Source organism: Vibrio bathopelagicus, assembly GCF_014879975.1.
Lineage (GTDB): Bacteria > Pseudomonadota > Gammaproteobacteria > Enterobacterales > Vibrionaceae > Vibrio > Vibrio bathopelagicus.
In genome coordinates this window covers 2,888,978-2,915,270 of sequence record NZ_CP062500.1, presented here as the reverse complement: position 1 = coordinate 2,915,270, position 26,293 = coordinate 2,888,978, and the positions used below count along the sequence as shown (strand labels likewise).

The window sequence follows — 26,293 nt, the reverse complement described above, 5'->3', positions numbered from 1 at the left end:
CCATGAAATTATTCAATAAATCTCAAAGTGGTTTTGCAGCCGTAGAGGTGGTAATCGCAACCCCTGTATTATTGTTTTTTCTGATACTAGTTTTGGAATTTGGCAATATTCTAGTTCACTACAATGTTATCTCGAAGTCTGTGCAAAATGGTGCTCGCTACGCGGTTAGTGAGGTGTATGGAACTATCGGCGGAACTATTGCGCCGACCTCTGAAATTCAAAATGTAGTGGTCTATGGTCAGAACACGATAGGGACAGCAGTATTGTCTTCGTTGACTACTTCGGATGTAACAGTAACTCCCCCCTCTGGTGACACTTATGTACGAGTTAGTGTGACGTATGACTATATCCCACGTTTCTTGTCTATTCCCTTTTCATCGGAGAGTTTGTCCATTCCGTTGAGTGTTACTTCGGTTATGAGGGTACTGTGATGAAAAGGCTTAGTGGACGAAATAAAGGGCTTGCGATCATCGAGTTTACGCTAGTGTCATGGCTGGTTTTTCTTTTGATTTTTATAATTTTGGCATTGGGAGCCTATATTTTTTCTCTGCAGATGGTAAGCGAAGCCACTAGAAAAGCAGCTAGGTTAGCAACGGTGTGTTACGTGGCAGATAGAGATAATATCGCGGGAATGGTCGTGGGAGATATCCCTCTGATTGGGTTTACAAATACGAATTTAGAAGTCGCTTATTTGGATATTGACGGTAATGAAATTACGTCTGGTTACGAGACTGACCCTGTATTTAGTACCATTAAATTTGTAAGGGCTAGAGCCACTGGATACGGGGTCCAGTTAATCGGTGATTTGAGCTTTTTTGGTACTGGTGGGTACCTCACCGCCCCCTCGTTTGAAACTATTTTACCAGCAGAGAGTTTAGGTGTTGTTAGGGCTGACTCTGAAACAAGGAATCGATGTCCATAAGTTATGGAATACAGGAGTAGTGGTATGGGGGAAGCAATTAAAATAACGCCTAATGAAAATGATATTACGCGTTTGAGAACAAACCTAAAGGTCTGGTTAATTTACAGTTCAGACGGTTTTCTTTCGCATATGAATCATGAGCTAAAGAAATGTCGAAATGTGCATGTAACGCCATTTTCTCTCGCGGCAATGAGTGAGGAGTACCTAAAAAACGTAGATGTGCCAGAGCTTATTTTTGTAGAAGCCAATGAGAATTGGGCTCAAAAAATGGTTGAGCTCCAGGGGTATGACTTATCATTAGAGGATAAGGATTTGTCTTTAGTTGTACTCGGTGATGAAAGTGATAACGGGTCACTGAAAATCGCGCTTCGCTTAGGGGCCTCAGACTTCTTGTCTCACAATGTCACCCTCTCAGATTTGCTTCCTCTTTTAAAGAAAACGGCTTCCGAAAAACTTGAAAACTCGAACTATGGTGAGTTTATTTTGTTTTTGAATACTAAAGGAGGGATGGGGGCAACGACTTTGGCGTTAAATACTGCCATCGAGATGGCCGGACAACATCCCAACGAAGTTCTTTTACTTGATATCGATCTTCAATTTGGAGTGATTCCAGACTACTTGAATATCGTACCTACCTATAGTGTTTCTGATGCGATCAATAGCTCCAATGACTTAGATGAAATATCTCTGGGATCTTTAGTAAATAAACACGAATCTGGTTTACATGTTCTAAGCTTTAAACATGAGAATAATGCTGATGATTTTGAACAAGCGCAGAAAATTGGCAGATTGCTTCCTATATTACGTCGTTTTTACCCTTACGTGATCATTGATCTCTCTAGAGGGTTAGATCATGTGTTTGCATCTGCAATATCACCAGCGACTAAAGTGCTTTTGGTTTCACAACAGAGCTTAGTGTCCGTCAAAAACACAAGTCGATTAATTAAGTCTCTGAAATTCGAGTATGGCTTACAAAGTGACTCAATAGAGGTAATTGTTAACCGTTATGAAAAGCGACATTCGATTAAGCTAAAAGATATTGAGCAGGCGGTGGGTAAGCATGACATACACCTAATGCCGAATGATTTTAAAGTTGCGCTAGAAAGTGCCAACTTGGGGCAGCCGTTAGTTCAGTCGAGAAAGAAAAGCTCTATTACTCGCTCTATCATCGACTTATCCCATGTTATTTCGCCTCCAGAGCAAGAAGAGAAAGGGTGGCTGAAAAAGCTGTTTTCATAATGGGTTGACGAAAAGTAAACACGAGGGATTGTGATGTTCTTTAAACGAAAAAATGTAAATCCAGAGTTTGAAAAAAAAGTAGAACAGATTTCGCATGATTCAGAAGATGCTAATCATGCTGAACGTTTATCAAGTGTTGAGAAGTCTAGTCACTCTAAGAATGCAGAAGCGAACGTTGAAAAGGAAAAGGCGATAGATGAAGCTCGAAAGGTTTTGGAACAAGAGTTATCAATCAAACACTTTTTTCATAAGCAGCTTCTTGAAACTCTGGATTTAGGATTGCTTTCGAGCTTGGAGAAAGAGCGTGCTAAGTTAGATTTACACGAAGCAATCGTACAGTTAATGGCTGAAGATGGTAGCCATGCACTCAGTGCGGAAGGGCGTAAACGGGTAATCAAACAGATAGAAGATGAGGTTTTTGGCCTTGGTCCGTTGGAGCCTTTATTAGCAGACCAAACGGTCTCAGATATATTAGTCAACGGCCCTAAAAGTGTTTACGTTGAGCGAAGAGGTAAGCTCGAAAAAACGCCATATACTTTTCTTGATGACCGTCATCTGAGAAACATTATCGATCGCATAGTAAGCCAAGTAGGACGTCGAATAGATGAAGCATCACCTATGGTAGATGCGCGCTTAGTTGATGGTTCACGTGTGAACGCTATTATCCCTCCTCTGGCTCTTGATGGGCCTTCCGTTTCCATTCGTCGTTTTGCTGTAGATCGCTTGACGATGGATAATTTGATCGACTACAACTCTGTATCTCCCCAAATGGCCAAGTTTGTTGAAGCTGCGGTTAAGGGCGAACTGAATATTCTTATTTCTGGAGGGACCGGGTCAGGTAAAACCACGACACTGAATATCTTTTCGGGTTTCATTCCACGAGACCAACGAATCATTACCATAGAAGACTCGGCCGAATTACAACTTCAACAACCTCATGTCATTCGCTTAGAAACTCGCCCTGCTAACCTAGAAGGGAAGGGAGAAATCAGCCAGCGCGAATTGGTTAAAAATACCTTGCGTATGCGACCAGACCGAATCGTGGTTGGGGAGGTGCGTGGTAGCGAAGCCGTTGATATGTTAGCTGCAATGAATACCGGTCACGATGGTTCTCTTGCGACTATTCACGCAAATACGCCTCGTGATGCCCTAAGTCGTGTCGAAAATATGTTCTCTATGGCTGGGTGGAACATATCAACCAAAAACTTACGTGCTCAAATTGCTTCGGCTATCCATATTGTTGTTCAAATGGAGCGACAAGAGGATGGTAAGCGCCGCATGGTCAGTATTCAAGAGATCAACGGCATGGAGGGTGAGGTGATTACTATGTCGGAAATTTTCCGTTTTCAACGTAAAGGTATTGATGAAGATGGCAATATTATCGGCTATTTCACTGCCACAGGAGTAGTTCCTCAATATCATGACCAGTTAGTCAAACGAGGTCTTGAACTACCCTTTGAGCTCTTTACTGAGACTCACGGTTAAGGAGGGAATATGGATAATGTAAGCGTTTCATTGGCCTTATTGTTTATCGCAGTACTGTTTATTTCCCAAGCATTGTTGTTGCCTGCTGCTGGTAAAAAAGCAAAGCATAAAGAGTTGTCTCGACGTTTGAAAGAGACACAACGTAATATCGATGAAGAGAGTTTATCTTTATTAAAAGAACATTATAACAAAGACTTATCACCAATAGATCGTAAGCTTGTAGTCATCCCTTATTTTGCTGGTTTAAAAAAGATGTTGGAGTTAGCCGGTATCAGAGTGGCGTTGAGTCGTTTCTTATTCATTGTTTTTCTTTGTAGTACATTGCTCTCATTTATATCAATAATGACTAACCAAGAGTGGTTTATTAGCGTAGCTGCATTCATTTTTGTTTGGGTTATCTCCTATCTCTATGTACAAAATCGAGTGACCTATAGAATGGCTCGATTCGAAGAGCAGCTCCCTGAGGCTTTGGATATCATCCGACGAGCATTACAAGCTGGGCAGCCCCTAGTTCAATCATTCAATGAAGTTGGCGAAGAGCTCCCTGACCCCATCGGCGCTGAGTTTAAAAACACCTATAACTTACTTAATTATGGCTATGATCTACGTTTAGCGATTTTACAGATGGCAGAACGAGTACCAACCGTTTCTATGTTGGCTTTTTCTAGTGCTGTGATGTTGCAGAAAGAGACTGGGGGTAATTTATCAGAGAACCTGCAAAAGGTATCGGAAGTACTTAGAGCGCGTTTTAAACTGGAAAGAAAAATCAAAACGCTCTCTGCTGAAAGTCGTTTATCCGCATGGATCTTAACGTTATCCCCATTTGGTCTGTTCTTCGCCTTAAGGGTCGCTAGTCCCGAGTATATCGAGCCACTCTATAAAGATCCTCGCGGTCTCTCGATGGTGAGCGTCGGTATTGTTCTCTTGGCTATCGGAGCCTTGTGGATTAAAAAGATCATCAGCATAGAGATTTAACCCATGGAATTACTAAATATTGAAGTTTGGAAGCAGATGTTAGCAGAGTTTGGGATCAGCTCTCAGATGGTTATTTATGCGATGATTTTGCTTACTACTGTCTTGTTAACATTGACTCTTGGATTCTTGTTTTTGGGGGCTCGTTCTCCTTTGGACAAGAAGCTTAGACAGATATCTGAAGGTGATAGTTCAGGGGGGCGTAAGCCCTATGACTTCTCTAATACGCTGGAGTCATTAAGTCCTTTTATTAGTAAAGGTAATAAAAAGGACAATGAAACCTATTCCGAAAAGCTCATGCATGCGGGCTTTCATGAGAAGAATGCATTATCGGTTTTCTATGCGTTGAAGGTTTTGTCTAGCTTGATAGGTATCATCGCCGCTTTTATGGTTTATTACATCTCATTAGGTGGCAGTTACAATAACTTACTTATTATGACCTGTGTTTTTCTTGGAACTTTCACGCCCAATATTATTCTGAGTAAATTGCAAAAAGAGCGTCAGAAAAAAATCAGAAACGGTGTTCCTGATGCACTTGATCTTCTCGTCGTGTGTACTGAATCTGGGCTTGGTTTTAATGCGGCTCTTGGACGTATCGCATCTGAACTCTATGTATCTCAACCGGAGCTCGCAGATGAACTAGAGACGGTGTTTGCTAAAATTCAAGCGGGTGTAACCATGCCAGATGCGCTTAGGCAGCTTATTGAACGAACCGGTTTAGTTGAGTTGGAAGGTTTGGTTTCTTTACTTTCCCATGCATCGAGAATGGGGGGAAGTTTAGCGCAAACACTTCGTGATTATACTGAAGACTTTCGAGATAAGCGCCAGCAAGCTGCTGAAGAAATTGCGGCGAAAATACCAACCAAAATGTTATTCCCCATGTTGATATTTATCTGGCCTTGTTTTTTTATTGTTGCACTTGGCCCTGGATTATTGATCGTAATGGACGCACTAAGTGCGCCGGGAGCAAGTTTATGATTTTCTATAGTAAGTTTCTTCTCCTACTATTACCAATGTTACTACTAGGTTGTGCTTCTTCTGATGAACCAACCAATCAATTTGACGCAGAATTGTATTCAGGAAAACCAATCGATACTTTGAGTAGTGATAATCCGCCTCTTAATGAGAAAGAAGCCATAATGCGTGGTGATATTGCTCTGCGAGACAATAATATAGATTTGGCATTGTATGAATATATACGTTCTTTGTCTTTCCCTGAAAAAGAATTTCACGATAAAACTCTGTTTACTATTGGTCAAATACACTTATCTCGAGGTAACTATGCGTTAGCCGAGAAAGCCTATCTAGCAGCACTAGATTTTAATCCCGCGCATACCAAAGTATTGGAGCAGTTAGGTGTTTTGTATACCAAGCAACGCCGCACAGATGAAGGACGAAGCTATTTCTTTAAAGCGATTAATTCAGACCAACTTCGCTTAAAAAACAGTGAAACGATTAAAAACTACCAAGCATTGAGTCAAAGTGAAGTAGCCAGTTTAAAGGTCGATAGTATATCACCAGCATTGGCTTATATGGGGGTTGGTGTGCTAGAAGATGTCGATGGAAAACATCAGATAGCACAAGAGTATTTTAAGAAATCACTTATGATAGACAAAAGTTCGGTAAAAGCTTTGTTGAATATGGGCTATTCTCACTATATGTACGGTAATTACAAGGAAGCGTATCAATATACGCGTTCAGCTTTAGAGTTAGAACCGAACAATGAAAAAGCTCAGAATAATCTGGCGCTTATTTATTTAGCTTCTGGTGATATTAAAAAGGCAACCAGTGTCTTCATGAGGCATATGGAGGCCCGGAAGCGTTGAATAATGTCGGTTATTTCCTAATATTACAAGGAAAGCCTGATGAAGCGGTTCCTTATCTTCAGCAAGCTATCGACAAGAAAGCGTCTTATTACAAGGTAGCAAATGAAAACTTAAATAGAGCACTAGCGGAAGTGAGAGAGATAGAACAGTAGTATTTATATTTTTGGCTCAGTGAAAAGGATATTCATATTGCCTAAAAGTGAGAGTTTTAATAAAGATATCATTGTTATTTGTGTAATTTGGCTAGTTTGTGCCACGGTGATTTTTGTTTACAAGTGGGAAAGTGTTTCAGTACTCGAACTGAATGATAATGACGATTATATGCGTTTTGTTCAGTTTCAGGAGTGGATGAAAAGTGGTCATTGGTATCTTGAACCTATGAGTAACTTTAATGCCGCTGATGGTATTATCATTCATTGGTCTCGTTTCCCAGACCTAATGCTATCGTTAGTTGCTTTTCCACTATTATTTATGCTTGATGATAGTATTGCGTATACGATTTCAATATCTATTGTCCCACTGTTTTATTTATTGTTTTTTGCGTTGTCATGCTTTTACCTATGTGAACATTTTTTAGGGGGTAAGTATCGTTTTATCAGCATGATGTTTGCAATTTCTTCTCCTTCAATTATCCACTTCTTACCCGGTTCTATTGATCATCATAATGTTCAGCTTATCTTCGCGACTCTGTTTTTAGCCGTAACACCGATTACTCTTAGCCACCTGAATCATTCATGGCGTGTTTATGCTCAATCTATCATCTTGTCTTTATCTTTGTGGACTGGGTTAGATAACGTATTGCTATTCATGATTTTCCTTGTTCTTTATACTTTGTATTATGGTTTTTTTCGCCATGAGTGGTTTGGCTATATTTCCAAGTTATACGCGAGTTCCACTATTTTTGGCATTTGTGCGATTTTATTGAATCGACCTTATGATGAGTTTTTTATTTTTAAATACGATGAAATATCATTTATTCTCATCATCCTTTTCTTTTGTGGTTGGCTATTTGTTAATGTTTATAATCGATTATTTAATGATGATAAAAACTTAATTCAAAGAACCTTGTTATTCTGTTCTCTTGGCCTATTGTTTTTACTTCCGGTTGTTGTTCTTTACCCATCACTCACCAGTGCACTCTTAATCGATTACCCACCGATACTTAAGCTGTATTGGCTTGACCAAGTTACAGAAGCTAAATCTATCGCTAGATACGTATCTAGTAATGGTTTTTTCTCTATAGAAAATTATGCTTTACTTGTTATTCCTGCCACTTTGTACCCACTTTTTAAGAACAAAAACGACCACTGTACAATCTTGTATTGCATCTTTATGTTTAATTTGGTCCTTGCAGTTTTTTGGCAGATCAGGGTGATGAGGTTGTGTTTTGTTTTAGCTGCTCCTTTCCAAGCATATGTTGTTCTACAACTCGCAGACTACATACGCTCTTCAATTTTAAAAGTAATTGTTATTTTTTCTGGAGCTCCATTAGCGGTAGCGTTTGTCATTCTTGCTTTATCGCCAACAGATGAGATTAATACCACTTTTGGTGATGATGAAAAATCACCGAATCTCTTTAAGGTACTAAAAGATAATGGTATTGGTTCGCATACAATTCTATCTGGAATAGAAACTGGTGCACCAGTATTAGCAAAAACGAATAACAGTATTATCGCAGCACCTTATCACCGAAATATTACTGGTAACAGCTTCCTTATTGAGGTGATGTTAGAAGAAGATCTTAGGTTGGTCGAAAGGAAAATTATAGATAAAAGTATAGATATTATTGTTGTTGGTAATGATCCTCATTTGCTTATTTTAAAAAACTCTGCTGGAGAGGAGGCGTTCATAAAAAAACTATATAGTACAGATACTCCTGCTTGGTTAGAGATAGTACACGATGACATTGAGAGTGGTTACCGAGTTTTTAGAGTAAGGAGTGGTTCATGAATAAAATACAAATTGCAGTATTACTCCCATGCTACAACGAAGCGGGCGCCATTGGAAAAACGGTTGCTTCCTTTCAAAAAGCTTTACCTGATGCGTCTATTTATGTGTATGACAATAACTCAACCGACAATACGGTCAACGAGGCGTTACAAGCTGGGGCGATTGTGCGACATGAGCCTCGCCAAGGTAAAGGGGAGGTCGTGAGGCGGATGTTCTCTGATATCGACGCTGATATCTATGTGATGGCTGATGGTGATGACACTTACGATGCGTCAGTATGTCCAGTGTTGATCAAGCAATTAAAGACAGAAAATCTTGATATGATTATTGGAAGTCGAGATCGCTCTTCTGGTGCGTATCCTAAAGGACATATCCTTGGTAACAAGATGTTTTCATCACTGATTAACTTAGCATTTAATGCACAATTGAATGATGTATTTTCTGGTTATCGAATTATGAGCCATCGATTTGTCAAAACTGCACCTATCTTCAGCGATGGCTTCCAAATAGAAACAGAACTCACCGTGCATGCGTTACACCATAATATGTCAATTAAAGAAGTCTCGACTCAGTACCAATCTAGACCTGAAGGGACTTCCAGTAAACTGAACACCTTGAGTGATGGTCTCAAGATCCTCAACTTTATCTTATTCTTATTGAGAGATGTGAAACCAATGTTTTTCTTTGGCGTGCTCTCGATATTGCTTGGTCTTATTTCATTGAGCTTAGGCATTCCCGTTATTGTTGATTTCGTTGACACAGGATTAGTCGAAAGGCTACCTACAGCTGTTTTGTCTAGCTCGATTGCATTGATTGCGGTTATGTCTTTTTTCTGTGGATTGATACTAGACAACGTGTCACGAGGTCGGCGAGAGATGCGAATTCTTTCTATATTAAGATGTAATGATAACAAACCATTGGAATAGGGTTCTGGTATGAGAATAAGCAAGGATGAAGATAAGGAGTGGCTCGATTATTTATCTCGTTTTAGTGATGAATACGACGAGCGAGTTTATGAGAGCAATACCACGGGGTATGTGATGAGGGCAGGCCATATTGCGTGTGAAAAGCCATTCGGTGAAGATAAACATTTCTCCAAAGTATTAGAGGTAGGTTCTGGAACTGGTGAGCACTTATTACATGTTAAACACACCTTCGATGAATACATTGTTAGTGATGGTGATGCATCAGCACTGGAAGTAGCAGATAAGCAACTCAGCCATATCAATACTTATGACAAACTCACTTTTAACGTAACTAATGCTTGTGAGTTAGATTTTGAAAGCAACAGTTTTGATCGTGTGATCGCAACTCATATATTGGAGCACCTATACGAGCCTCATTTGGTGATCAAAGAGTGGCTACGAGTGCTAAAACCTGGGGGAACGTTATCTATTTTGATTCCTACCGATCCTGGAGTCGCGTGGAAGGTCGGTCGTTATATGACGACAAGAAAACACGGTTTAAAAAAGGGGTGGAATTACGATTACATAATGGCGAGGGAACATGTTAATCCATGTAATAACCTAATTGCCTTTTTAAACTATTACCTTCCGGACAATCAAAACTCGTTTTGGCCGTTGAGCTTTGCACCCCTTATCGACTGCAACTTATTCTTCAATTTTCATGGAATTAAAATTGTTTCTAGGCAATAGAGCAGGAAGCTAACAGTTAGCTTCCTACTTCCTGTTTAATGTTACAGGCCAGTAGTAGCACCAAATAACATGAAGATCCCCACTAAACCTACAATCGGCATCTTCACGGTTTTCAATAGCCAAACACCCACAATGATCAGAGCGAAGTCTAAGCCGCTACTCACTGCACTTGTGAAGATGGGTTGATACAGAGCTGCCAGCAGTAGACCTACAACAGCTGCATTCACACCTGTAAGCGCACCAGAAACTAGAGGCTTACTCGCAATTGCCTGCCAGTTCTTCAATACAGCTAGTAGCAACAAGAAGCCCGGTAAGAACACCGCAATCGTTGCTAAAAGCGCACCTGTAATCGGCGACGACGGCATTAATACATAACCGAGGTAAGTCGCTAAAGTAAACATCGGGCCAGGAACCGCTTGCGCAGCAGCATAGCCTGTTAGGAAGGTATCTTGAGACAGTTGGTCGCCAATACCATTCTGTAGCAACGGAAGAACCACGTGACCGCCACCGAATACCAAGCTGCCTGCTTGGTAGAATAAACCAAACACTTCGATGCCTTGGGAGTATGCACTGAACAGAGGTAAACCAACTAGTAGTGCTATAAAAATCACAAGCGGTGTTATGGATATCTTATGTGTTGAAGGCGTTGTTTTTAAGTCTTGCGAGGTTAAGAACTTGCTGCCAATGATTGCTGCAAATAGAAGTACTAAGACTTGAGGCCATATCCCCGGAATCAAAAGTAGAACAATCGCGGTTATCACACACAGTGCTGTTGCTATCTTTGATTGGCAAAAATTTTTGTACATGCCGAAAGTGGCATCAGCTACAACTACGACCGCGAGTAACTTAAGCCCGTGGATGATTGAAATGAAAAGCGGCGCTTCTAACAACTGGTTGCTCACTAAGGCCAATATCAGCATCAGAATGACAGAAGGGGAGGTGAAGCCTACAAATGCGGCAATAGCACCGGTTAAGCCACCTTTTTTATAACCAACCGCGAAGCCAACCTGACTTGAGCCTGGACCCGGTAGAAATTGACTGAGGGCGACAATTTGCCCGTACTCTTCGTCGGATAACCAATTCAGTTTCTCAACAAAGGTTTTACGGAAGTAGCCAATATGTGCCGCTGGTCCACCAAAGCTAATCCAGCCAAGCCAGAAAAAGGTTTTAAAAATTGAAAGCATGATCGATTCCAGATAAATGTTTAGCGTAATTTAGGTGGAGTTGAACTATGATTCAAATTAATTGTTTTAATTATAACTATGAATTATATGGGATTGTTTTGTGGCTGATTTTAACTGGAAAGGAATTGACCTTAACTTATTGATTGCACTGCAAGCTCTATATAAAACAAACAGCGTTAGTAAGGCGGCTGAGCGTTGTTATGTTAGCCAATCAGCGATGAGTCATAGCTTACAAAGACTGAGAAAGCTGTTTGATGACCCGTTGTTTGAGCGTGTCGGTAGCAAGATGGCAGCGACCGATCGAGCCATTGAATTATCAAGCACCGTCGATGCCTTACTCAATACAATTCAGTCAGAAGTACTGTTGTCTAAATCGTTTGATGTAGCAACCTATAAAGGCACTTGGAAGATCGGACTTACCGATTATGCAGAGCAGATGTTCGCTCCAATGTTGTTTGATCTCATTAAGCAATCTTCGCCTTATTCTCAAGTGACGTTATTCAATGTCAATCGAAGCAACTATCAACAAGTGTTTGAAGACGCCAAGCTCGATATCGCGATCGGTAGTTTTGGTGAGGTACCAAAGCCTTATCGAACAAAGCATTTGTATACAGAGCAACATGTCTGCTTGTTCGATCCGTCTGTTCTATCCATTAAGGAACCTATGTCTTTAGATCAGTTTGTGTCGGTAGAACATGCACTTGTTTCTCCTGCGGGGGCTCTAAAAACGGGGGTTGATATTCGATTGGCTGAGCTAGGTTTCAGTCGAAAAGTCGCTATATCTTCAAGTAATTTTTTAACAGTAAAGCGATTAATTCGTGGAAGAGAATTGCTATGCATTGTTCCTAGGCTAGTGGCGCGCAATGATATGGGTGCTGAGGAAACTTTGTTGGCGGTGAAACCACCAATTGATGTACCAGATTTTGATATACAGCTTGTCTATCGCAAAGCAAAACACTTAGATGATAAAAATAATTTGCTTAGAAAATTGATTGCTAAAGCAATTTCGTCTGTGATTGGTGAGTAATTTATTCACGGTAACTTATAGCCAAGCTGGTTCAAATTATCCCTAAAAAAAACAGGTGAATTAACAGATCATGACTATACTTAATTTACGACTCAAAGCAGTCGTAAAGAATAGGCTTTTTGATTTACCTAAGTAAAAAAATTGGTTATATCCTTATGATATAGCTTAAAAAACTACCACGCTAAACGGACTTAGTTGGTCTTAAAGCGCTAGCTCCCCCTAGCGCTTTTCTTTCGTTCTAAGTCCGCTTTGATTCCCCCGACTTTAATTAAGTGAGGTCGTCTTTACCTTCAATTAACGCATGATGGCTTATCGAGCCTTGCGTTCGAGCTTGTAAGTGCGGGGTATATTCTGTGTCATTCATAAAATCAACGGCGGCTTGTTTTGATGGCCACTCAATGATGACTCGTAGTGCTGGTTGCTCCGCGTTACCTTCTACACATTCGTGACTAGCAGTGCGCGCTAGATATTTACCACCATATTGTATGACGAGCCTTGTTGCTGGTTCGATGTAATCAGCGACCCATGCGTCAGTTGTAGGCGTAACTTCTAATACTGAGTAGTAAGACATAATCTTGTTCTCCTTATCATGCCAATGGCACTGTGCTATTAGTAGCAGCTAGTGCATGGCATTTGACTGTTAACGATATAGCTAACGAGTAAGGTAATAGTAGTTTGCTTTTGATGAATTTATAACTAATGAAGAGCGAGCCTAGTTACGTGGAAATGACGTCAAGTTGAGGTGGCTACAATAAGTAATGACAATGAGTCTCATAACGTGAGGTTACTTGTGACGGTCTGTTCTCGGTTGTAACTTTGAATGGCTGTAAGTGTTCTATAGGTTGTGCCCAGAGGGCTTTCTGGGCATCGCTTTAACATGAGTTTTAACGCAGAACTATTGGTTATTTTCGAAGTGACGCGTAATATTTTTAGTGACTTAGAAAGAGAACCGAGTCCACTTTTTGGCTCGCCAACGATATGCCATGATGATTCCTCGTAGCCACTCATCCATCGCGATCGCCATCCAAGCACCGAATACACCGTAGCCCCAGTGCACGCCAAGCAAATAGCTCATGGCAACCCCAACGCCCCACATACTGAGTATTCCCATTTTGATAGGAAACTTAATATCGCCTGCGGCTTTCAAGCAAGATATGAAAATCAAATTAAACACGCGACCAGCTTCTAAAAGTATCGAGCCTGCAATGAGTGCGGCAGTCAGCGCGATGATCTCTGGATCTTGAGTGAAGAGATCCAAAATCTCGAATCGGAAAATATAGACCACGCAGGTAATGCTGATAGAGGCGATGAAGCCAACCACAAAATAGCGTTGTACACGGTTGGCTATTTCATCTATCCAACCTTTGCCTATGTAGTATCCGGTTTGAATTTGGCTACCCTGACCAATAGCCAGCGCGAAAGCAAACGAGAGGCGAGCGATATTTTGCGCATAGGTAAACGCCGCCAATGAAGAGGTGCCCATTTGCACCACAAAGAAGGTAATGCTGATCTGCGCCATGTTATAAGAAAGTACTTCTCCCGCATTCATTGAGCCGATCTTAATGATTTTTTGATAGATGGCTTTAGGTACAGATTTGAACTGCTTCATCGGTAGCTCAATGCCTTTACTTCTCACCACACCAATCAAAATAAACATTCCGATTAATTGGCTAATCACAGTTGCGGTAGCCACCCCTTGTACGCCGTAAACGGGCAGTCCAAAAGGTTGGTAGAGTGCGCAGTAGTTGCCAAATACGTTGATAACACCGGCAATCAAATTGATGACCATTGGCGATTTCGAATAACCATGGCTACGTAGAATCGTGGTGAGAACCACACCTATCGTCACATTGAAGGTGAGTGCGCCACTGATGAACAGGTACTCTTGAGCGTACTGTTCGACTTGAGCTTCCAGTTGGTAGAGTGGGATGAAATATTCAGCGCCAAGAACGGCGATAATGCTCAACAACACGCCAGTAACAATGGCTAAGATAATACTTGCCACGCCCACATGAGCGCTCTCTTGGCTACGAGATGCACCGTTGTATTGTGCGATGAGGATGCCTGTGCCACTACTGACCATGGTTGATACGATGATCAGAAAAAAGGATATCTGAGATATAACACCAACGGCAGACACGGCTTTGTCTGAGTATCCCGACAACATGAATACATCACTGGTGTTGAGTGCAGTTCTTAGAAGAACTTCGATAAAAATTGGCCAGGTGAGCGCAACGATTCCCATACGTTTGTTTAGGGTGGAATCAGCATTAGGCATTTGGGTTTTCTCAGAAAGGGGTAAGCGACACTATAGTTTAGCCATTATTGAGTAAACGCATATCAAATTAATGTCCGGAAGACTAATAAGGATAAATAAAATTCGAATAAGTCTTCAGAACCCAATATTTCAGTGTGAGTGATGAAATTTTTGAGCGGAGTTTCATAGCAAGAGTACTCTTTGTTTTTAGTGAACAAAAGCTTGACTGTGCTTGCGGAGTACAGCGAACAGAGTAAAAGGATCATAGCAGGCCAAATAGTCAGAGTCTCCATTCTTCTAGCCATAAAAAAAAGGCACTCAGCTAAATACTGAGTGCCAAAGCCTGAAATTTATTAACTTACATTTCAGAGGACAGTTTAGGGGGATCGATTTACTCTGCGTCAGTAAAGAAATCGTTGTAAAGCATGTATAGGTGAGCCGCACTCCAAGAGAAGTTTGGTGCGCCTTGTTGTTCACCGTTTAGTGGGTTGTAGTTCTCACGGATAGGGCCGTCTTGCACCAAGCCATCGGCGTGGTCGAAGAATGCGCCTGCCATTTCAATCGCATCGTCACGGTAGCCGTAGCTATCCATGCCTTTTAGACCGAAGTAGAACTGGTCTACCCATACACGTCCACGCCAGTAAATATCTGGGCCAAATGCTGGGCTAGACAGTGCCGCAGTACCCAGTGGAACGTAGGTGTTGAACTCAGACGTATCTTTCATCACTGAGACAACTGCATCAGCGTGATCTTGAGTCGCTGCACCGTTGAACAGTGGCGACCAACCTTCAGGGCCTTTACCACGCTCTACAATCGGTTTACCCGCACAGCCGTTCGCCAATGGTTTGTCTTCAATGCGAATGTCGTAGAAGAAGTTTGTGCTCTCATCAAACATACAGGTGTTGATGTAGTTCGATAGATGTTCAGCTTTTTCACGGAACTCTTTCGCTTCGGCATCTTTGCCCAGAATGTCAGCCATTTCCGCTAGGTACTTGTTATCGCTGTACATGTAGCTTGCTTGGTCAACAGACTCTTGTAGCAGAGAGTAGCCTAGTAGCGTGCCGTCTTCAGCGCGGTTTTGAGCGAACTCAACATCCCAATCACTGCGCTTGCCACCGTTCGCGACGTATGCGTCTAGCTGATCTTTATCGATGAAACCAAATGCTGCTGCATCGTCACGACCTGATTCCCAAGATGCTGCCGTTTGAGCTGGGCTTTCGATGTAATCGTAGTTACCTTCAGCCACGACTTTATCGAGTGCAGCTTGGCCTACGACTGTTTCATGTTTGTCGCCACGAACCACTGTGAAGTACATTTCGCCTTCAGGTGTGTTATGTGCTTTGTCGCGTGCTGCGCCATATTCTGGAACACCGTTGCCGTTGTTATCACGGTTGCGTAGCCACCAATCATGGTATGCCACTAGTTTTGGATACATCTCTTCAAGCCAAGCTTCGTCGCTGGTGGTCTTGTAGACTTCCATTACCGCCCATGCCGCTAAGCTTGGTTTGGTATTGCGTTCGTTCCAGTTACCACCGTCACCACCACGCTCAGGGCTTAAGTTGTAAGCCAATAGGTCTGGCACGTAGCCTTCATCCCACGGGCGAACGGCATCGTCAGCCTGAATCTGGTAAGCGAACATCGCGCGGATGTTGTCTTTCGCCACATCTGGGTTGAAGTGAGCCATTGCGTAAGCTTGTTTCCACGTGTCCCACGGCCAAGTTTGGTTGCCCGAGAACCAACGCGCCGTTACTGATGGTGTAACTGAATCAAACTCCATTGCACCTGCCGCACCACGCCAGTTACCGTTCAACGTTTCCATCGCTTTAACCGCAACTCGTTCTTGCTCAGGCGTTGCGTTCGGGTTGGTTAAGCCCATCTCTAGGTAGCCTTCCCAACGCGCCTCTGATGCAGCTAAGAAATCGGTAGGGTTTGCCATGATCTTTTTGATTTCAGGCTGTTCCGCTTGTGCTTCTTCTGCCGTTAGAACATGCGAGTATGTGGTGTAGATAGTTGTCGATGCTTCAATGTTTGCCGTTGAAGTAAACGCTAAACCATCCACTTTGGTTTGGGTTGGAATTGATTTGTGAACTTGGTATTCAGATTCGCCAGAGGTCAATAAATCCCACGTTGAACGTACCTTACCGAAAGTCACCTTTAAGCCATCGTCGGTTGCAACGATCTGACGGTTGTACTCAGGGTACGTTTCCGCAATAGTTTTATCAGTTTGCGGTTCGCCTTCTTTAGCATGCGTCTTTTCTAGTAGTTCACCATCCCAAACTAGCTCAACAGGGGAGTCAGTGGTGATTTTGGTTTCTAGCAGAGAGGTACGGTTAGAAGCAAAACGCATCGTCATTTCTACTGCCACATCGTCAGATTTCAGCGTCTGAACTAATGCGCCCGGTAGGCTGTAAGCTTCCATGGTGAACGTGACTTTTTTGCCATCTTTGAACACGCTTAGTCGGTCAAAGTTATCAGCCATGAAGTTGATGTATTCTTCGGTAAGCAGTGCTGTACCTGGGAATCCGCCCATACCTTCTGCAGTATCTGGCAGTAGGTGACCGTGCCATGCGCCTAGGTCGAAGAATGGGTTAAAACGTTGGTGGTCATCGAAGTCGTAGTCACGCATGTATTCTGGTGAGCCAGTGCGGTCGATAACATTCTTAAATTCGTTAGCTTGCAGTTGCTCTGAGCCAGAGTTTGATGCACAACCAGTAACAACAAGTGCTGCACCGATAGCGAGAGCTGCGAATGATTTATTCAGTTTCATGATGAGTTCCTGTTATTACCAGTAGAAGTATTGCATTGCGAACACTTGTGCGTCGCCGATTTCAGTGTCGCTGCCTACGCCAAAGCGGCTGTCGAAAGCAGTAGCAAATGCGCCGTTGCCGTATTCGTACCAAACGCCAGCATTGATGTAAGAGGTTATCTTGTCTTCAATGCCATCAATCTCATTGTTTGCATAGTTATAAGCTGCCGATAGGTATACGCCTTGTGCGGCTTCATACCATGCACTGGTTTGAATACCTGACTCACTGCCGAAAGACTCTTGGTTACCCTTGTCTGTATCGTGCCAAACGCGTGCAGCAACATTTTTGTATTCAGCACCTAATAGGAATAGCTCACCGCCATCGTTATTACGGACTTCACCGCCACCCATTAATGTTAGGTCATCAGTGAGGTCATATTGTAAGTAACCATTGACCATGGCGTTCTTGTCTTTCCATTGGTCTGCGAAGCTATCGTATTTACCGAAATGGATAAGAGCGTCATCTTCAGAGAAGTCAGACTCAGGAGCGAAAGAAACGCTGTAGCGAAGCTTGCCTTCTAAGTTTTGAATTTTTACGCCTACGTTTACATCGCGAGTGTTAGAGATTGCATAACCGTATTCGACGGTTGCATCGCCCCACCATTGAACGTCATCCAATGAAGAGTCCATGCGGCCAACAATGAACTCTGTTTTCGCGTCGGTGCGGTAGCCAGCGTAGAAGCGGTTAAAACCACCTTCAAAGCCGCCCCAACCATGACCAGTTGCCCATGCATTGCCTTCATCGTCAGCTTGTACTGTCCAACCTTCCATATATGCAAGACCAAACCAGTTACCATGCTCGATAGCGAGACCTGCTTCGATGTATGTGCCGTCAGCGTAGCGACCCTTGTCATCACCTTCTAATGCAACGTGACCACCTAGACCAAGCTCACCATAAAAGTTAAATAGAGTTTGTGAGGCTGCTTCTGGGGGCTGAGTGTCACTATGATTTGCAGCTGATTCTTCAGCGTTTGCATTAGCAGTTAAGGCAGCAAGAATACAACTTGTAATAAGAGTAGTTTTAGTAAAACCAAATTTCATTTTATTCACTTCTATGTCGGGTTAATAAATGAAGGCTCGTAGGCAGTCTTGACTTCTAATAGGGGGTGCTCTTAAGGCGTATTGGTCAGGTTACTTACGATCACCTGACCGATATTAATGATAATTTTGATGTTTAAAATTAATTAGGTTCAAAAGTGTGATCTATTTTTAGTAAATGTTTACCTTGTTTTTGTTTTGACTTTAAGTTGAATTTGCAGAGGTATGGCTGGGGTTGTAGGTATTCAAGCTGTGAATTGTTTTGCGGGTGGTTAGATTGTTGACTCGAATGTCTTCTTTCTTGAATGGCTTTGGTGAAAACGGGGTATTGAGTGGAAATGTACCCACAAATAAAAAGGCACTCGCCAAATGGGAGTGCCTTAAGTTTTCAATCAGAATGTGGAGCCAAACTAAGCATTCGCCGCTTCAGGTTTTGCTTCCAGTTTTTTCTCTTCTGGAGATAAGCTTTTCTCATATTGACCGTACTTCCACCATGCGTAGCCAAGGAAGATCACAATCCCGCCCACGTTGTAGAAGATGATGGTCATGATGTCTGCGCCCGTTGGGAAGGTTGATGCAAAGAAACCAACCGTAAAGATAGCGATAAGAATCGACACCGCTGTGATACCCACTCGGCGTGAACCCATGCGAAAGTCACGTGGTAGGTGATCAAGTTTCACACGTAGGTGCAGGTAAGCGATCATGATGAACAGTGGCGGCAACATAGAGGCTGCAGCGGTCATGTTGATGATGGTGCTCATCAGATCTTGTACGGTGTCAGATGCCAGTGTTGGAATGAACATCAGTGGAATAACGATGAAGAACTGAACCCAAGCGGCACGTTCCGGTACACCTTGCTTGTTAAGTGCGACGGTCTTCTCACCGAAGATACCTTTCGGAATTTCAGAGAAGAAGATTTTAACTGGAGTCGCTGTCCACATTAGGAGAGAGCCTAGCATTGCTGTGAATGAAATCACGCCCACAAAGCGATTCATTAGGATTTCAGACAGTCCAAAGTGCCTTGCTAGTCCTTCGAACACCTGCACTGAGCCGCCAGTAAATTTAAGCTCTTCTCGAGCAACAAACACGTTCGCCAATACCGAACCGACCGAGTAAAGCGCGCCAATAAAGATACCGGCAATGATGATCACTTTAACGAAAGACTTGTGCCCGCCTTTGATATCGTTGACGTAAACCGCAACCGATTCTGCACCGCCAGCAGCCATGAAGATCCAAGTTATTACTCCAAGAAATGCCCAGTTAAAACTTGGTGTCATCGCTTCAATGGTGATTGGGTCTGCTGGCTCAATACCACCGATCAATGCGCCACCAGAAAGCAAAATGTAAGACAAAGTCAGCAACAACATGAGTGATGATGTTAGTGAGGTGATTGGCCCCAATAGCTTCGCACCGTTGTTTGAAATGTGCGTCGCGACCGCAAATAAAATGGTACTTAGGATTGCGGTGGTCATTGGCGTAAATATGTATTCGAACCCTAAGAAAGCATACGACGCATAAGCGATGATTCTAGGCAGCAGAGAGGTGAAGAAAAATAGGTTAACAAACCAGTAGGTGTAAGCTGAAATAAATGCCCAGCGACCGCCTAGAGAGCTTTTAACCCAAGAATAAACACCCGCCTCAGAGTCTTTATTCAATGATACAAACTCAGCCACGATCAAGCAAAATGGCACAAAGTAAAAGATGGTTGCTAAAAAGAACATCGGAGCCGAGGAAAGGCCGATCTCGATGTTGTTGTTTATGATGTTATTGAAGCTGTATACCGCCGCGAAGGTCATAGACAGTAGGGCAAACTTGCCTATCGTACTGCGTTTATTATCGGACATGATGTTCTCCGGTGAATCACGTTAATGATCGTTATTACTAGGTCCTAGAGAGGGAAATCTAGGCCGTGTTTTTATTGTTATGTTGGTTTGGCAAACACCCGCTCAATAAAGTCAGGCTTGGCTCATTTATTATTTTTGTATTTTTACGATCGAACTTATTAGCAGTGCTTTCTTGGTTTTCAGTAAAGTTATTACTGAGTTGTGGTTAGCAATGCTAAGAGGTTCATTGAAGGTTATTTAGTTCTACACATTACGACTGGTGAGGCTTGTAGGGGCTTTGTGTCGTTTTTATCGTGTATAACTGGTTATCTCTTCAACAAGGAGATTAAAGATTAATCGACGATAAGTTAACTTAAACAGCTCAAATATGTGATGTTGAGTAAATTAATTTAGTTAATGTTTTACCTTGGTTTTTATTCGGGTTTTATTACGATTTAATTAACGTTTTTCGTGAAGTAGAACCTTGACGTAATAATGATTTTATTCGTCTTTCTTAGTTTTTAATTTGCTGATTTAAAACAAAAAAAGCGCCATTTAGGCGCTTTTTTTTAGAGGTGTCGATATGTTCTTCGAACCTTAATTGAGTATTATGATTGTTTCGCTGTTTCTAGTTTTGCTTCTTTACTTGCTTGCTTCTTTTCAAAGCGAGAGATCCACCACCAAGCGATTGCAGAGAATACAGCTGTCATAAATACGTTGACGAAGAAGGCTTGCATTAGGTCAACCCCAGTTGGGAATGCCGATGCCGTCATGCTCACAACGAAGATACCAATCAGTACCGATACCACGGCCATCCCTTGAACGCGAGTACCCATGCGGAAGTCACGAGGTGTATCGTCGTGCTTCAAGCGGAATACAAAGTACGCCACCATGATGAAGATAGGCGGTAACATTGCCGTACCTGCTGTTAGGTTAATCGCTGTGTTCATCATGTCTTGTACAGACTCAGAACCGAAGCCGTTTACAACGAGCATTAGGAATACGAACGCAAACTGCCACCATGCTGCGCGTACTGGCACGCCGTGTTCGTTAAGCTCAGTCGTCTTCTCACCGTAAACACCTTTAGGGATTTCAGAGAAGTGAATTTTTACTGGAGCTGCTGTCCACATCATCATCGAACCGAACATAGCGACGAATAGGATGATACCGACGAAGCGACCTGTCAGAGATTGTGAAATGTCGAAGTACTGAGCCATACCAGTGAAGATTTCAACCATGCCGCCAGCATAAGTTAGTTCATCACGTGCAACGAATACGTTCACTAATAGAGAACCGACTGCATACATGATACCGATAGCGATACCCGCGCTGATGATCACCTTGATGAAAGACTTATGACCGCCTTTAACATCGTTTAGGTAAGCGGCTGCGGTTTCTGCACCACCGGCTGCTTGGAAGATCCAACACATGATGCCTAACGTTGCCCAGTTGATGGTTGGCGTCATTGCTTCAAGCGTGATTGGCTCTACAGGTTCATGGTTACCACCGAGTGCCATCATGGCGCCGATAACGTAAACAGCGAACAGTGCAAATACGCCGTATGCTACGATCTCTGCAATCTTACCTAACCAGCTCGCGCCTTTAGTAGAGATGTGCGTTGCTGCCGCAAATAGACCAATTGAGATTGCCGAAGTCACAATAGGAGAGAAGGCGTACTCGTAGCCAAGCATTGCGTAAGACGCGTATGCGATAACGTTAGGTAGCAGTGATACAAACCAGAATAGGTTAACGAACCAATAGAGGAATGAACCTAAGTAGGCGGCTTTTGAGCCCAAAGGTTGTTTAAGCCAGTCGTACATGCCTGACTCAGAATTTTTATTTGCTGATACGAATTCAGCAATAATGAATACGAATGGAATGAAGTAAATAAGAGTAGCAAGCAAAAAGATAGGGGCTGAACTCAATCCCAATTCGATGTTGTTATTTACAATGTTGCGAACGTTAAATACCGCTGCAAATGTCATGGAGAGTAAGGCAAATTTACCTAACTTACCGCGTACAGATTCAGACATAGTGTCCTCCAAGGGTCACGTAATTATAGTCGTTATTTCTTTAAGCTTCCTTGTAGGGAAGAAGCGTAAAGGCGTTATGCAGTGTGACTGAGCCTTGAACGGCAAGCCTCAGAACACACTGTGAATAGATTTTGTTGTTGCTACTTTCGGTTGTTTAACTTCGGTAGCTTAGTTGCGGTTACTTACTTATTAAGGAAGTAACCGTCTTCAATGGTCACTTTCAGCACTACTTTGCGAACTCGGTTATCACCGTGAAAGCGGTAAGCTTTACTGTTATCAAAGATCGCCACTTGGCCTTCAATGAGTTCACGAGTTTCACCGTTACCCATTAGGTGTTCACGGTCAGTCTCATCGCTGTAAGCTTGGGTTTGCTCTAGCTTTGATTTATCTGAAAACTCAACGGTTTCACGACCTTCTAGGTAGTAATGAACATCGAAGTAGCGACGATTACCTGTGAAGTTTTCAGTGTTACGAGCCACACCGTCTTCAATCACGTAAGCCAGTGAGTCACCAATTGAATACATCACGCTATCTTTGATGTTGCCGATGTTTTCAATTGCTTCGACACAGCGTTGCCATTTACGACCGTCGCGGTAAACGACTTTAAATTGCTCTAGGTTGTCTAAAACGATCATCGCTTATGCCTCGTTCTGTTGTGGTTGAGTTTTTGGCGCATTCGCTGTGAAGAACTCATCACCAAAGTTATGATTTACTAATGCTTGTGCATGGCAGTCGCCTGCTTGGAATGGAACTAGCGTTAGGCCGTAGCGGAATTCATCCATGTACACGCGGTAAGAATCGAGCACTTCGCTGCCCCAAGAGTTTGAGCCTAAACCCATCACTTGGTGATCTAGGTTCAGCGTGATGTAACCGCTCTTCTCTAGCTCAATGGTGTGTTGTGCTTGGTGTAGGTTTTGGTTGGTGTAGAACCATGCGCTGAAGTTGATTTCTTGCTGTGGTTTAACTGCAATACCATTACCCGCGCGGCTTGAAAGCGCAGCCCAGCGAACATGTTGGCGGTTGCCATTGTTTTGCGGGAACGGGTAGTTCTCAAACATGTCAGCTACGGTTGATTGATACACATCAATCATGTTGGCTTGTTTGCTGTCTTGGTAGTTCTCTTCAGGGCCGCGGCCGTAGTATTGAACTTGGTCGAAGTCACCATTGATGCCCATATCGAAACCAATCACTGGAATCACGTGTGGGTAGTTGCCGTAGCGTTCACCACTTAATTCAACGTTTAGCTGACCTTCGGCACTGATTTGGTAGCGGTATTCACAACGCATGCCGAAATCGAATACTGGTGGAGCAATGATGCTGGTGGTCGTGATTTCAACCTTGCCGTTCACTTGCTCGATATTCACGAACTCAAGGTCAATGCTACGGAAGTGCTCCTGCATGATCTGTAGGTGTGCAGGCTCCCAGTAACCATCGTGTTCTTGCTTGTGGTTATCAATCATTGGCTTGAAGAAGTTCAGCTTCGGCTCTGACTTAATCAGTTCTTCACCGTTTACTAACCATGACGTCAGCTTGCCATTCACTTTCGAGAAGTTCAGAGTAAAGTTGTGGCCTTTGATTAGGTAAGCGAGGCGAGACTCTTCCACATTTAGTGCCGTCGCATTGTTGTTGGTAAATGCTTCTAGCTGTGCTGTGTGCTCTTTTACTTGGAATTGGTAAACCGCGATGTCGTGGTTCGCTTCGCTGTAAGGCGTACGAGAATCTTTGCGCACAGTAAAGTTCACAAACACTTCACGCTCATCAAGCTGCGGTAAGTTAAGCGTCAGTTCACGGCTAGAGTTTTCAGCCAGTTCTTCAACCTTGATGTGCTGTACAGCAATGGTCTCACCTTCAGCGCGGATTTCTGCAGTGATGGTGTAGTCATTAATGTTTGAGAACCAAAGTTTGTTATCAACTGTGAAGGTGCCAGTTTGAGCATCGAAATCACGAAGCTTAACTGGGGCAATCACTTGTTTGTACTCTTTCAAGCCAGGGCCTGGAGTTTGGTCTGGGTAGATCAAGCCATCCATACAGAAGTTATAGTTGTTCGGGTAGTCACCGTAGTCACCGCCGTACTTGTAGAACTCTGTACCTGCTTCATCACGGGATAGAATGCCGTGGTCACACCATTCCCAAACATAATGACCTTGAATTGCATCATGCTTGTAGAACACGTTTTGGTATTCGGTTAGACCGCCAGGGCCGTTACCCATTGCGTGCGCGTATTCACAGATGATGCGTGGTTTTTCGTGTGGGAATTCACCGAAGGCATTCATCAGCTGAGCGCGTGAGTACATGGTTGAAATGATGTCGACCACTTCAGCATCACGGTCTTCTTCATAGTGAACCAGACGCGTGTCATCAATCGCTTTCGCTGCATCGTACATAGAACGAATGTTACAACCGTAGCCAGACTCGTTACCTAGTGACCACATGATGATTGAAGGGTGGTTCTTTTGTGCGTGGATATGACGTTCGATGCGTTCAACAAACACCGCTTCCCATGCTGCATCGTTAGTGATGCGGCTTAGGTCGTCAACGTTAGCAAAGCCGTGTGTTTCGACATCGGTTTCGCCCATAACGAATAGGCCGTAGATATCACATAGTTCGTAGAAGCGTGGGTCGTTCGGGTAGTGCGCAGTACGTACTGAGTTGATGTTGTGTTGTTTCATCAACACTAAGTCTTTCTCTACGCGATCCATACCAACAGCGCGACCTTTTAGGTGGTCGTTGTCGTGACGGTTTACGCCGTGCAGCATCACGTACTTGTTGTTGATGTAGAATAGACCATCGCGAACTTTAATATCACGGAAACCAACACGTTGTGGAATCACTTCTAGCACTTTGCCGTCTGCGTCTTTTAGCGTTAGCAATAGTTGGTAAAGGTATGGGTTTTCAGCGTTCCATTGAACAGGGTTCACTACATCGATAGAGAATTGAGTATTCGCATTGCCGCCAGCCTGTTGGTTAGGAACAGTTAAGTTATCTACTGAGCCTTGTGAGATAACTTGGCTGCCATCAAGCAATGCGTACTCAAGGGTTGCGTTTGCGGTTGCTGCTAGGTTTTCTAGTGCAACGTTGCACGATAGGGTTGCGCTTTGGTAAGCGTCGTCGAAGTCAGTGCGAACCGTTACGTCTTGAACGTGCAGTTGCTCTTTACCCACAAGGTAAACGTCACGGAAGATACCGCCCGTCCACCACATGTCTTGGTCTTCAATGTAAGTTGAATCGGCCCACTGCATCACACGAATAGACAGCAGGTTGTTGCCTGCTTTTACGCAACTAGAGATATCGAACTCAGCGGTTAGGCGGCTGCCTTTGCTGAAGCCAACATATTCACCATTTACGTAAACTTCGAAATAAGTTTCAACGCCATCAAATTTGATGATGGTTTGTTTCTCGTCCCAGCTTTCGCCAAGGAAGAAAGAGCGTTGGTATGCGCCAGTTGGGTTGTCTGATGGGACAAAAGGCACATCAATTGGGAATGGGAAACCTTCATCTGTGTATTGAAGATCGCCGTGGCCTTCCATTTGCCACATGTTTGGAACGGTAATATGGCCCCAGTCTTTCATTTCTTGAGAGTAGAACTCTTCAGGAACCAATAGTGGATTGGTGAAATAGCTGAAATTCCATTGGCCACTCAATAGTTGGAAGTGGCTGCTAAGTTCACGCTGAAACGTTTTTGCATTCTTTTCTGATGCGTATGAGAAGAAGTATGCACGCGGTGCCATACGGTTCTCATGTAAGTTCAGGAAGTTTTCCCAGTTGTTCACGTTGCCTCTCTCTCGGCCTAGATGCAATTTGCTGACCGACGTTCTTATGCGTAATTGGGTCGTAGTGAATACGAGTATTTTTGGACTGAAGTAATTATTAGTAAAAGTTTTACTAAATGAAATTAGTGAAAACGTTTTACTTTAACTCCATCACGTTTTTTGTGGGCTTTTCACAGTGGTGTGTGATCCACTTAAAAGAATGCCATTTGGTGATTTAGATGGGTGTTTCAGAATGGAGATATGCGTATGCTGGCGTATATGAAAGACATAAAAAAGGTCACCTTAAATAAAGGTGACCTTATTTTA

General features: G+C 43.0%; 19 protein-coding genes and 1 pseudogene. 11 read left to right on the top strand and 9 right to left on the bottom strand.

The window, feature by feature from the left end:
• Positions 1-2: 2 nt before the first annotated feature.
• From IHV80_RS12855 to IHV80_RS12810, 10 genes and pseudogenes are all read left to right on the top strand, one after another.
• Positions 3-431 (top strand): TadE/TadG family type IV pilus assembly protein, encoded by a 429-nt coding sequence (locus IHV80_RS12855; protein ID WP_192889301.1) that lies wholly within the window; start codon positions 3-5, stop codon positions 429-431.
• Complete coding sequence (locus IHV80_RS12850; protein WP_192889300.1) at positions 431-922, top strand: TadE/TadG family type IV pilus assembly protein; 492 nt, start codon at positions 431-433, stop codon at positions 920-922. The genes IHV80_RS12855 and IHV80_RS12850 overlap by 1 nt, the downstream gene beginning before the upstream one ends.
• Before the next feature lie 24 nt (positions 923-946).
• Entirely contained in the window at positions 947-2,161 is a 1,215-nt protein-coding gene (locus IHV80_RS12845) for an AAA family ATPase (RefSeq protein ID WP_192889299.1), read from the top strand.
• Positions 2,162-2,194: 33 nt separating this feature from the next.
• Positions 2,195-3,646: a CpaF family protein gene (locus IHV80_RS12840; RefSeq protein WP_192889298.1), complete on the top strand. Its 1,452-nt coding sequence runs from the start codon at positions 2,195-2,197 to the stop codon at positions 3,644-3,646.
• Between the two features lie 9 nt (positions 3,647-3,655).
• Positions 3,656-4,621, top strand: a complete 966-nt coding sequence (locus IHV80_RS12835; RefSeq protein ID WP_192889297.1) for a type II secretion system F family protein — start codon at positions 3,656-3,658, stop codon at positions 4,619-4,621.
• 3 nt (positions 4,622-4,624) lie between these two features.
• On the top strand, positions 4,625-5,596 hold the full coding sequence (locus IHV80_RS12830) for a type II secretion system F family protein (RefSeq protein ID WP_192889296.1): 972 nt from the start codon (positions 4,625-4,627) through the stop codon (positions 5,594-5,596).
• Positions 5,593-6,596: pseudogene (locus IHV80_RS12825) on the top strand (tetratricopeptide repeat protein). The gene IHV80_RS12830 and the pseudogene IHV80_RS12825 overlap by 4 nt, the downstream one beginning before the upstream one ends.
• Positions 6,597-6,630: 34 nt before the next feature.
• Positions 6,631-8,394, top strand: a complete 1,764-nt coding sequence (locus tag IHV80_RS12820; RefSeq protein ID WP_192890771.1) for a hypothetical protein — start codon at positions 6,631-6,633, stop codon at positions 8,392-8,394.
• On the top strand, positions 8,391-9,320 hold the full coding sequence (locus tag IHV80_RS12815) for a glycosyltransferase family 2 protein (protein WP_192889295.1): 930 nt from the start codon (positions 8,391-8,393) through the stop codon (positions 9,318-9,320). Before IHV80_RS12820 ends, IHV80_RS12815 begins: the two co-directional genes overlap by 4 nt.
• Before the next feature lie 9 nt (positions 9,321-9,329).
• On the top strand, positions 9,330-10,049 hold the full coding sequence (locus IHV80_RS12810; RefSeq protein ID WP_192889294.1) for a class I SAM-dependent methyltransferase: 720 nt from the start codon (positions 9,330-9,332) through the stop codon (positions 10,047-10,049).
• Positions 10,050-10,090: 41 nt separating this feature from the next.
• Here the strand turns inward: IHV80_RS12810 and chrA are convergent, their stop codons facing one another.
• Positions 10,091-11,233, bottom strand: a complete 1,143-nt coding sequence (gene chrA / locus IHV80_RS12805) for a chromate efflux transporter (RefSeq protein ID WP_192889293.1) — start codon at positions 11,231-11,233, stop codon at positions 10,091-10,093.
• Between the two features lie 100 nt (positions 11,234-11,333).
• On the opposite strand from chrA, the gene IHV80_RS12800 reads away from it, so the two are divergent.
• On the top strand, positions 11,334-12,260 hold the full coding sequence (locus IHV80_RS12800; RefSeq protein WP_192889292.1) for a LysR family transcriptional regulator: 927 nt from the start codon (positions 11,334-11,336) through the stop codon (positions 12,258-12,260).
• A 268-nt stretch (positions 12,261-12,528) separates the two neighbouring features.
• On the opposite strand, the gene IHV80_RS12795 is transcribed toward IHV80_RS12800, so the two are convergent.
• The 8 genes from IHV80_RS12795 to ebgA all read right to left on the bottom strand — a co-directional run bounded on the left by IHV80_RS12795 (position 12,529) and on the right by ebgA (position 25,987).
• Positions 12,529-12,831, bottom strand: coding sequence for a DUF1330 domain-containing protein (locus tag IHV80_RS12795; RefSeq protein WP_192889291.1), 303 nt, complete (start codon positions 12,829-12,831; stop codon positions 12,529-12,531).
• 366 nt (positions 12,832-13,197) lie between these two features.
• A complete protein-coding gene (locus IHV80_RS12790) occupies positions 13,198-14,538 on the bottom strand; it encodes an MATE family efflux transporter (RefSeq protein ID WP_192889290.1) in 1,341 nt (446 codons plus the stop codon).
• A gap of 370 nt (positions 14,539-14,908) precedes the next feature.
• Entirely contained in the window at positions 14,909-17,284 is a 2,376-nt protein-coding gene (gene ygjK, locus IHV80_RS12785; RefSeq protein WP_192889289.1) for an alpha-glucosidase, read from the bottom strand.
• Positions 17,285-17,299: 15 nt separating this feature from the next.
• Positions 17,300-18,364 (bottom strand): protein YgjJ, encoded by a 1,065-nt coding sequence (gene ygjJ, locus IHV80_RS12780; protein ID WP_192889288.1) that lies wholly within the window; start codon positions 18,362-18,364, stop codon positions 17,300-17,302.
• A gap of 407 nt (positions 18,365-18,771) precedes the next feature.
• Positions 18,772-20,205, bottom strand: a complete 1,434-nt coding sequence (locus IHV80_RS12775; protein ID WP_192889287.1) for an amino acid permease — start codon at positions 20,203-20,205, stop codon at positions 18,772-18,774.
• A gap of 587 nt (positions 20,206-20,792) precedes the next feature.
• Positions 20,793-22,217, bottom strand: a complete 1,425-nt coding sequence (locus tag IHV80_RS12770; protein WP_192889286.1) for an amino acid permease — start codon at positions 22,215-22,217, stop codon at positions 20,793-20,795.
• A gap of 182 nt (positions 22,218-22,399) precedes the next feature.
• The gene (locus IHV80_RS12765; protein ID WP_192889285.1) at positions 22,400-22,852 is read right to left on the bottom strand and encodes a beta-galactosidase subunit beta; all 453 of its coding nucleotides are present in this window, start codon (positions 22,850-22,852) and stop codon (positions 22,400-22,402) included.
• 3 nt (positions 22,853-22,855) lie between these two features.
• Positions 22,856-25,987, bottom strand: coding sequence for a beta-galactosidase subunit alpha (gene ebgA / locus IHV80_RS12760; protein ID WP_192889284.1), 3,132 nt, complete (start codon positions 25,985-25,987; stop codon positions 22,856-22,858).
• Between the last annotated feature and the right edge of the window lie 306 nt (positions 25,988-26,293).